The sequence below is a fragment of the Chamaesiphon sp. VAR_48_metabat_403 genome (assembly GCF_031422475.1).
Classification (GTDB): Bacteria; Cyanobacteriota; Cyanobacteriia; order Cyanobacteriales; family Chamaesiphonaceae; genus Chamaesiphon.
The window spans coordinates 1-7523 of sequence record NZ_JANPLS010000088.1; the positions used below are offsets into that span (position 1 = coordinate 1).

Consider the following 7523-nt stretch of genomic DNA (forward strand, 5'->3'; position numbering starts at 1 on the left):
TATTTAGACTTTATCAATACAACATCTAATTCTGACAGTTCGAGCGATTTATCTCTTGGTTCTAAGTCAACTAACGTCGAACAAACACCTGATGAAGAGATCGATTCTATCTATCAAAAGCTTAGATTAAATCTAGCTCAAGAAATGCTTGAAAGAATCAAAAGTTGTTCGCCAGCATTTTTTGAGCAATTGGTAATTGAACTATTAGTCAAGATGGGCTATGGTGGATCGCTTGCAGATGCTGGTAAGGCAATCGGGAAAACTGGAGATGAGGGAATCGATGGAATTATTAAGGAAGATAAATTAGGCTTAGATATTATTTATATTCAAGCTAAACGCTGGGATAGTAATGTTGGTCGCCCTGAGATTCAGAAATTTGTTGGAGCCTTAGCTGGTAAAGGTGCTAAAAAAGGAGTATTTATCACTACTGCTAAATTTTCAGAACAAGCTCGATCGTATTTACCAAATGATATTAAAGTTGTGTTGATTGATGGGTTACAACTGACTAATTATGCGATCGATTTCAATCTCGGTGTCTCAGTTGTGTCTGAATACCAAATTAAACGTCTAGATCTGGACTATTTTGAAGGATAGTAAATCAGCTCATCAGAACAGTCCAATGCTAGTATGCTGATAACTAGTACTTGTTAACCGATGACTGATATGGACTGGCGTGAAATTTCTGGGGGAGTGACGGCACCGAGAGGCTTTAGAGCGGCGGGGATTACAGCAGGATTGAAAGCATCGGGATTGCCCGATTTGGCATTAATCTTATCCGACGTAGATGCGATCGCGGCTGGAGTGTTTACCACCAGTCAAGTGCGGGCTGCATGTGTGGAATATTGCCGCCAACAACTCGATCTCAAACACAGTATCCGCGCAATTTTGTGCAATTCGGGACAGGCAAATGCGGCAACTGGCGAAGCTGGTTGGGATGATGCCATCGCCTGTGCGAATGCGCTTGCTAGTGCCCTAAATATCGCCCCAGAAGCAGTCTTACTCGCCTCGACGGGGGTAATTGGTCAACGCATTAAAATGGATGCCTTGCTCGCCGGAATTCCCAGCTTAGTTGCGGCTGCTTCCCCTGAGGGTGGCGATACCGCAGCTAAGGCAATTATGACGACAGATTTAGTCAGTAAATCGATCGCGATAGAAACTACAATTGGCGATCGCACCGTGCGGATGGGCGGGATGGCTAAAGGTTCGGGGATGATTCATCCGAATATGGCGACGCTATTGGCGTTCGTGACATGCGATGCGGCGGTATCGACAACATTATGGCAACAAATGTTAATTAGAGCGGCGGATAAAAGTTTCAATCAGATTACCGTCGATGGTGATACCAGTACCAATGATACCCTGATCGCCTTAGCAAATGGCGAATCGCGCACGCCTGCGATCGTCCAAGCCGGAGCCGAAGCTGATAAACTAGAAGCCATGCTGACTGCCGTCTGTCAGTATTTAGCAAAATCGATCGCGCGAGATGGCGAAGGTGCTACCTGCCTGATTGAAGTACGAGTAACCGGGACTACTACCGATCGCGAGGCGCGCCAAATTGCCCGTGAAATTGCCGGATCTTCGTTACTAAAAGCTGCTATCTTCGGACACGATCCTAACTGGGGACGAATTGCAATGGCAGCGGGTAAAGCTGGCGTACCATTCGATCAGAATAATTTGGCTGTCAGCTTAGGCGATATTCAACTGATGGCAAACGGACAACCGTTGACATTCGATCGAACTGCTGCCAGTAATTATCTCAAAGCCGCCAGCCAAGGGGAATACCTCAAGACAGATACGGTATTAATCTCGGTAGCGGTGGGAAATGGTAGTGGTAAAGGCATTGCCTGGGGCTGCGATCTCAGTTATGACTATGTCAAAATCAACGCTGAATACACAACTTAGGATAGGGAATAGGGAATAGGGAATAGGGAATAGGGAATAGGGAATAGGGAATAGGGCTATTTTTAATCCAAAATCCAAAATCTAAAATCCAAAATATCTTTGCTTTCCTCACTAATACAAGTAAAAGAAACCCCCAGTAAGCGATCGAGTAACTTTAAGATAATCATTTTAACTACTTATGTTTGATTCTCTATCAGAGCGGCTGCGCGATCGCCTAAAATCTACAGATAAAAAGACAATTATTACTGGTGCTGCTGTCAGTGCGGGACTGGTGGCGATCGTTAGTGGTGGAGCTTATTATGCCCCTTACTTAACGCTGAATAATATCAAAAATGCTACCGAGCATCGGAATGCAGATGCTTTATCGCAAGAAATAAATTTCCCAGAACTGAGAGTCAGTGTTAAAGAAAATATCAAAGCTAAAATACTCAAGCAAACAGCCAAAGACAGTACTATTAGATCGCCTGAATTAACCCCATCCTTAGTCGATAAAATTGTCAATCCGATCGTAGATGAATTGATTACTCCCGCAGGAATCGAAAAATTGATGCTCGATAAAGTACCTGAAGCTAAAATCGACCTCAGTTATCTCGAAACAGATCTAAATAAGTCTAATGTCACAATGGGCTATGAATCGATCGATCGGTTTGTCATTCGGATTATCGATAAAGTCGATCGTACCAAAGATGTCAGTCTAATCTTAAAACGCGATGGCTTCTTAGCCTGGAAATTATCGGCGATCGATATTTCTAAAGTTTAGGTATTAGGTTTAATTACTCTTCTTACTTCCATCCCCTAGTCCTCAATCTTGATTCGCAACAGAACGAGATCCTCAAGAACTTGGCGAATGTGTCGCTCGACTTGTTGTTTGCGTGCGTCCAAATCTTTTAATTGCTGATATCGAGCGATTGCCTGACTGACGTTCAAAATCTCTGCCATCGAACAAGATCGCGTCCAGAGTTGTCCGTATTCATCCAATCCACATAACCGATAGCCAGCCTGAGGATCGACGATCGCCAGATCGATCGTCTCGACGGTAACATAAGGAGTCGGAATCGCTTCACCTGCGGCATTACGCTGAAAAGTCCGGGACTCTAGCCATCCTGCTAAAATTGTACCGCTAGCGACGACTTCGACCCGATCTCGATCGATTTGTACCAATTCTTGTTGCCACCCCGTCACCAACTTGTACATCTCTTGGAGCATGTGTGCTGCCAAAATCGGGTTGGCATCCTGACGGAGATGACCGAATTTCGGTACCTCAATTGTGGCTGGTTTGGCTTGAGAATCTGAATTCCGATCTAGGAATAGGGACATATCACATCAGTTGATAAACTAAATAGGGGATAGGGAATAGAAGTAATTACACTCCTTACTTCTTACTTCTTACTTCTTACTTCTTACTCCCTCCAGTAATGCCTGAGATAATTTGAATGGATAACAGCATAACTCAATCGGGACGACAACTTATTTTAGTTACGGGTGCGGCGAGATCTGGTAAAAGTGAATGGGCGGAAACGCTTGCGATTGAAACAGATAAAACTGTCACCTATATTGCCACTGCAACTATCGATCCTACCGATGTCGAATGGCGAGCCAGAATCCTGCTTCACCAGCAGCGTCGCCCAGCGATATGGCAGACAGTAGCCGCAGTCGAACATCTGGCAAAGACGATCGAGTCGGCTCTAGCAGAGGATTGCTTGCTAATTGATTCGCTCGGTACCTGGGTGGCAAATTTACTCGATCGATCCGACGAAGAATGGGAAAATCTCACTCAAGAGTTACTAGAGATACTACCAAATAGTGTCGCAACGATCGTCATCGTCGCCGAAGAAACAGGCTGGGGAGTGGTTCCCGCCTACCCCAGCGGGCGATTATTTCGCGATCGCCTGGGCATGTTAACCCGTAAAATTGGATCGATCTCCAACCCAGTTTATCTAGTCACTGGCGGTCACGTTTTAAATTTATCTCAATTAGGTCGTAAATTAGACTAGGAGAGTGGGGGACTGGGAGACTGGGAGACGGAACGCAGTTCCAAAACCTAAAGCCCAAAACCTAAAGCCTAAAACCTGTTAAAATAATTTAGAGACAGAGCGTCAACATTTAGATATCGCGCTTAACGATCCGTTCATGCCAACATCGATCCTTGTTGAAAAGAAAAAATTAGCCAAACCGCCGCTAGATATCCATTTTCTGGGCGATCGGGTTTTGCGTCAGCCTGCCAAGCGGATTGCCAGCGTGGATGAAGAGATCCGCCGGACGATCGTGGCAATGCTCCAAACAATGTATAGTGCTGACGGCATTGGTTTAGCCGCACCGCAAGTGGGCATTCACAAGCAGTTAATCGTCATCGACTGCGAACTAGATAAACCAGAAGCTCTGCCCCTAGTTCTGATTAACCCAGCCATTAAAAAGTACGGCAAAGCATTCTGTAAAGACCAAGAAGGCTGCTTGAGTATTCCAGGAGTATATTTAGATGTCGAACGTCCAGAGACGATCGAGGTGGCATATCGCGATGAATCCGGTCGTCCGCGTACGCTCAAAGCCGATGGCTTACTAGCCCGTGTCATCCAACACGAAATGGATCATCTCAATGGAGTCTTATTTGTCGATCGAGTGGAAAACGAACTCGCTCTAACTGAAGAACTCAAGAGTAAAGGTTTCTCATTGCAACACGTCCAACATCTCAATCCAGGAGCATAATCTCAGTTCATGTACACTCCTCTAACTGGTATTTGCTTACTCGGAGCCTCAATTTCCGCCATTGCCGCAGTCGGTTCGGTATTTGAACTCACTTCTGGTGCGCCAGAACTCGGTACTGCTGTCACGGGCAGCATTTTAGCTGCATCTATTCCTCTGACGGTGTTCTTATTTCTAACTGCGGTCAAAAATTCTCGTTAGGTAACGCGAACTACTCTCGAAATTTTGGATGGGGGTAATTCATGAAGCGGTAGCTGCTAAGGCAGAGGCTGTGCTGGCGGCAGGCACAACCTAAACCCACTGGTAGTTTATTAAATGGCAAGCCCCTAAGTTCCTTGATTTTAGGGATTTTATGTGGAAACTACTGAGCGATCTTTTCTAACATGCTGAGTACAATAGGAACTAATTTGTGATGGCTAGAAATGATGCGTTTTTTATCGATTTTACCGATCGTGTCGATCGGTGGTTTAATAACGGTAGCTATTGCCACTGAGCCATCACTCAATGGTGCAACTCTTCAGTCTGCTTCGCCATTGGAATCGACAACTAATGCCAGTCAAAATCTTGCCAACCAGAAATCGGCAACCGTACCCGATTTTTTAGTTTTGGGCGGTGGTGGCGCACCATCATATAACGAAATTGCGATCGAAAAAAATGTGCTTTATTTTCAACGCACGCTGAAGACATTGGGGTTCGATCCTAGCCAAGCGACAATTTTATTTGCCAATGGTAACGATGGACGCGAAACGGTACGCTATTTAGACGCAAATCGCTTAGAACAATTTAAAGCACCTAAGATCCCTTATTTAAAAGCTGCGGCGACAGTTGACAATTTACAGCAATCGCTCCGGCAGATCGCCAGCGCATCTGCATCAGATCGCCGCCCGCTGTTTTTTTACTTTACTGGGCACGGTTCCCGCAACCGAGAAGACGAAGATAACAACACGATGCTGCTGTGGAACGATCGAAGATTGAGTGTGCGGCAGTTTGCGACGTTTTTGGAGCGGTTGCCTCCCACAAAGCCCGTCGTCACTGTGATGGTGCAATGTTATGCAGGTGCGTTTGCTAACTCAATTATCTATAAAAATGGCGATCCGCAGGCTAAAATTGCCGATCGACATCGCTGTGGTTTTTTTGCTACCACTAAGTATTTACCGTCAGTGGGCTGTACTCCTGAAGTCAATGAAGCCGACTATCGAGACTATAGTTCGAGCTTTTTTGCTGGTTTGAGCGGCACCAATCGCATCGGGCAGCGCGTAGCCTCTGCTGACTATAACCAAGATGGGCGGGTATCCTATCTTGAAGCCCATGCTTTTGCTAAAGTTGACGAACAGGCTGCCGATTTACCGATCTCCACCTCCGAATCCTGGCTGCAATCTCAGCTTTCAGAGGCAGCCACCGCGAATCTGCTCTCCGAACAGTCGCTCTCCAAATTGCTAGCCACCGCCCGCCCCGAACAACGGTTTGTGGTGCAATCTTTAGCTAAACAGCTTAATTTCGATCGGAATAAAAGCTATACAGATAACGAGGCTCGGATCGATCGATCTATTATGGAAGATGAACTAAAATCTACCTATCTAGCCCGACTGAAAATGGAGCTAATTAATATTGCGATCGAACAGCAGCTTAGGACTAGCAAGAATACCCAAAAAATTGCAATTCTCGATCGACTGTTAAATTGCGAGTCGGGTTCTCTGGGCAAAAGTTAAAGCGAGACAAAACATTACCCCTGCCTTAAATTTTCGGGAGTGCATTTACAACAATTCATCCATCAATTGCATGACTTCGATCGCACCATCGGATAATCGATCGAATGGTGAGAGCATAATTTGGGTTTCTAATAAGCCTTTGAGCGCGATTAGTTTGAGACTATTTTCGGCATGAGCTTGAGAAATTGGCACGGCTGCGGGGAGATACCCGATCGCACCTAAATCGGACAGCAATGCCCGTCTGACTTGTAGATCGTTGTTTGATAGAGCTAGTACCAATCGATCGCCATAGACCGTATCCTGAGTGAGCTGGTACATCGATCGTAAGGCCGCATAGCGCACTCTGGGAATCGGATGTTCCAGGAATGGTTGGATTGACGGGACGGCAGTTGTCGCACCCAATGTCCCTAATGCTTCTAGAATTGCATCGTAGGGTTGCGAAAAATCTTCACCATTCGGTAATAATTTACCATCGCAAATCGCGGGTGCTAGCAGCTCGATTAAAAACGGAATGCAGCGCATATCTCCCAACATTTCTAGAGATTGCGCCGCCGCCTCGCGCACGTAAAAATCGGTGCAGTTCAAACACTCAATTAAAGCCGGAACGGCTTGTAAATCTTCTAATTTCCCCAATGCTCTCGCCGCACTGCGCCGCAGCGGATAGCCACCTTCGGGAGTCCGATCTGCTTCATCTTTTAGAGCCGCAATCAGTCCCGTTATCGCTGCTGGCTCTTTAACCCGAAATTTACCCAGCCACCAGGATGCATAAGCGCGCGATCCTAAGTCTTCCCCATTGAGATTTTCGAGTGCTCGTGCGATCGTTAGCGGTTCGCCAGCTTCAATTTGCGATTCATCGTTCATCTTTAGTTTCTCGATCTTAGTGACAAATTAGACGATGGTTGTGGATAGTGGATAGTGCTTGAACGATCTCCAGACAATACTTTCCCCATTTTACCGCGACAAATAGCCAAAAAAATTCCCGAAGTTATTTCCTCATCGGCCAACGCAATTGCTAACGGATGAAGATAACTTCGGGTGTCGAACCTGAGGTTCTAGCTTAATGCGTTGATGGCATAATCCAAGTAGGAATTAGCTTCAACAGCCGCATCGCCAGACAAACCGTGGTTAGATTTGATGTACTTGAGAGCTTCAACGTACCAGCTTGGGGATAAGTCAAAAGTTTTGTTGATTTCTGCCAAACCGCCGAGGAGA

At 45.8% G+C, this 7523-nt stretch carries 9 protein-coding genes and 1 pseudogene; 7 read left to right on the forward strand and 3 right to left on the reverse strand.

The features are described 5' to 3' along the window. From RMO79_RS04715 to RMO79_RS04725, 3 genes are all read left to right on the forward strand, one after another. On the forward strand, nt 1-594 hold a 594-nt coding region (locus RMO79_RS04715; RefSeq protein ID WP_310481907.1), incomplete at its 5' end, for a restriction endonuclease. A 69-nt stretch (nt 595-663) separates the two neighbouring features. Continuing rightward, complete coding sequence (argJ, locus tag RMO79_RS04720; protein WP_396136523.1) at nt 664-1902, forward strand: bifunctional ornithine acetyltransferase/N-acetylglutamate synthase; 1239 nt, start codon at nt 664-666, stop codon at nt 1900-1902. A gap of 178 nt (nt 1903-2080) precedes the next feature. Next, a complete protein-coding gene (locus RMO79_RS04725) occupies nt 2081-2662 on the forward strand; it encodes a DUF2939 domain-containing protein (protein ID WP_310481909.1) in 582 nt (193 codons plus the stop codon). 35 nt (nt 2663-2697) lie between these two features. On the opposite strand, the gene RMO79_RS04730 is transcribed toward RMO79_RS04725, so the two are convergent. Then, the gene (locus RMO79_RS04730; protein WP_310481910.1) at nt 2698-3219 is read right to left on the reverse strand and encodes a hypothetical protein; all 522 of its coding nucleotides are present in this window, start codon (nt 3217-3219) and stop codon (nt 2698-2700) included. Nucleotides 3220-3335: 116 nt separating this feature from the next. Between RMO79_RS04730 and cobU the strand changes: the two genes are divergently transcribed. The 4 genes from cobU (at nt 3336) to RMO79_RS04750 (ending at nt 6311) form a co-directional block, all read left to right on the forward strand. Continuing rightward, nucleotides 3336-3896 (forward strand): bifunctional adenosylcobinamide kinase/adenosylcobinamide-phosphate guanylyltransferase, encoded by a 561-nt coding sequence (gene cobU, locus RMO79_RS04735; protein ID WP_310481911.1) that lies wholly within the window; start codon nt 3336-3338, stop codon nt 3894-3896. A gap of 136 nt (nt 3897-4032) precedes the next feature. Further along, the gene (gene def / locus RMO79_RS04740) at nt 4033-4605 is read left to right on the forward strand and encodes a peptide deformylase (RefSeq protein WP_310481912.1); all 573 of its coding nucleotides are present in this window, start codon (nt 4033-4035) and stop codon (nt 4603-4605) included. 9 nt (nt 4606-4614) lie between these two features. Next, nucleotides 4615-4803 carry a hypothetical protein gene (locus tag RMO79_RS04745; protein WP_310481913.1) on the forward strand — a complete coding sequence of 63 codons (189 nt, stop codon included), beginning with the start codon at nt 4615-4617 and terminating at the stop codon, nt 4801-4803. Nucleotides 4804-5024: 221 nt separating this feature from the next. After that, on the forward strand, nt 5025-6311 hold the full coding sequence (locus RMO79_RS04750; protein ID WP_310481914.1) for a caspase family protein: 1287 nt from the start codon (nt 5025-5027) through the stop codon (nt 6309-6311). Nucleotides 6312-6356: 45 nt separating this feature from the next. Here the strand turns inward: RMO79_RS04750 and RMO79_RS04755 are convergent, their stop codons facing one another. Together RMO79_RS04755 and RMO79_RS04760 are read right to left on the reverse strand one after the other, a co-directional pair. Next, complete coding sequence (locus RMO79_RS04755) at nt 6357-7172, reverse strand: HEAT repeat domain-containing protein (protein WP_310481915.1); 816 nt, start codon at nt 7170-7172, stop codon at nt 6357-6359. Between the two features lie 191 nt (nt 7173-7363). Continuing rightward, nucleotides 7364-7523, reverse strand: a pseudogene (locus RMO79_RS04760) (phycocyanin subunit alpha); the annotation flags it as partial.